This window comes from Mesorhizobium sp. M8A.F.Ca.ET.021.01.1.1, from assembly GCF_003998025.1.
Lineage (GTDB): Bacteria > Pseudomonadota > Alphaproteobacteria > Rhizobiales > Rhizobiaceae > Mesorhizobium.
On record NZ_RZSJ01000999.1, the window covers coordinates 1 to 963 of the forward strand.

Here is a 963-nt window from a genome sequence, read left to right on the forward strand (position 1 = left end):
GGTGGCGCTCGCCTGGCTGCTCGGCCGCCCTGCCGTCTCCTCGCTGGTGATCGGCGCCCGCAATGACGTCCAGCTGAAGGACAATCTCGCGGCCGCCGCCCTGGAGCTCGGCACCGAGGAACGCCAGCGTCTCGACGCCGTAAGCCGGCCGCCCCTGCTCTACCCCTACTGGCACCAGCAACTGACAGCGAAGGATCGTTTCGGCCCCGCCGATCTGGTTCTCGACCGCAGCGATATCTGATCAGCGTCAGGTCGAGAGCGAGAGCTAGCTCTCGATGAACCGCCAGAGTTCGGGATCGGGTTCGATCTGGCCGCCGAGCACGAAATATTTGTAGAGGACGAGCAGCGAGATCGCCTGCTCGTCCAGTTCATTGGAAAATTTGCGGCAGTAGGCATTGGCCGTGGCGATGATGCGCTCCGCCGCGGCCGGATGCCGTTCGAAATAATCTACCTTTTCACGGAGATCGGAGAAGTCCGGGTCGAGCGGCGCATAGTGGACTCCAGCCTCGAGCTGGCTCTCGCCAAACCATGTCTCGTAGGTCGGCGGCGGCATCAGACAGAGCGAGTTGGAGTTCATGATCCATTTGAGGTTGGTCGCCACGTCATTGCCCTCCAACGAGACGATGTAGCGATAGCGCAGGTGCTGGCTGATGCTGAGGAAGGGCTTGCTGTACGCAGCCGGTGCATTGCGCTTGTGCGAACCGACGTCGCAGAACGGCAAGTCGCGCGCGACATCCAGGAACCGTGTCCGGATCGGATTGTTGAGGTCGCCGCGCCAGACCACAGCCGGGCGTTTGTCGGTGAAGACGACGGCGTCGGTGGGCATGTGAAAATGGCGGAACTTATTGAACTTCATGACGACGGCGTTGCCGTTGTCGGCGCGGATCGGCCGGTCCTTGACGAGCGTCGGCAGCTCGGGCACGCCTTTTACGTCGCCGAACTTCAGGTCGATGAGCAGTGACG

Annotated in this window: 2 protein-coding genes; one reads left to right on the forward strand and one right to left on the reverse strand. The window is 62.3% G+C overall.

Annotated features, from left to right (window positions below; genetic code table 11):
- Positions 1-241: aldo/keto reductase (locus tag EOA36_RS36160; protein ID WP_189553564.1), on the forward strand; the 241-nt coding region annotated here is incomplete at its 5' end.
- A gap of 24 nt (positions 242-265) precedes the next feature.
- Here the strand turns inward: EOA36_RS36160 and EOA36_RS36165 are convergent.
- On the reverse strand, positions 266-963 hold a 698-nt coding region (locus tag EOA36_RS36165), incomplete at its 5' end, for a glycosyl transferase family 90 (protein WP_127281297.1).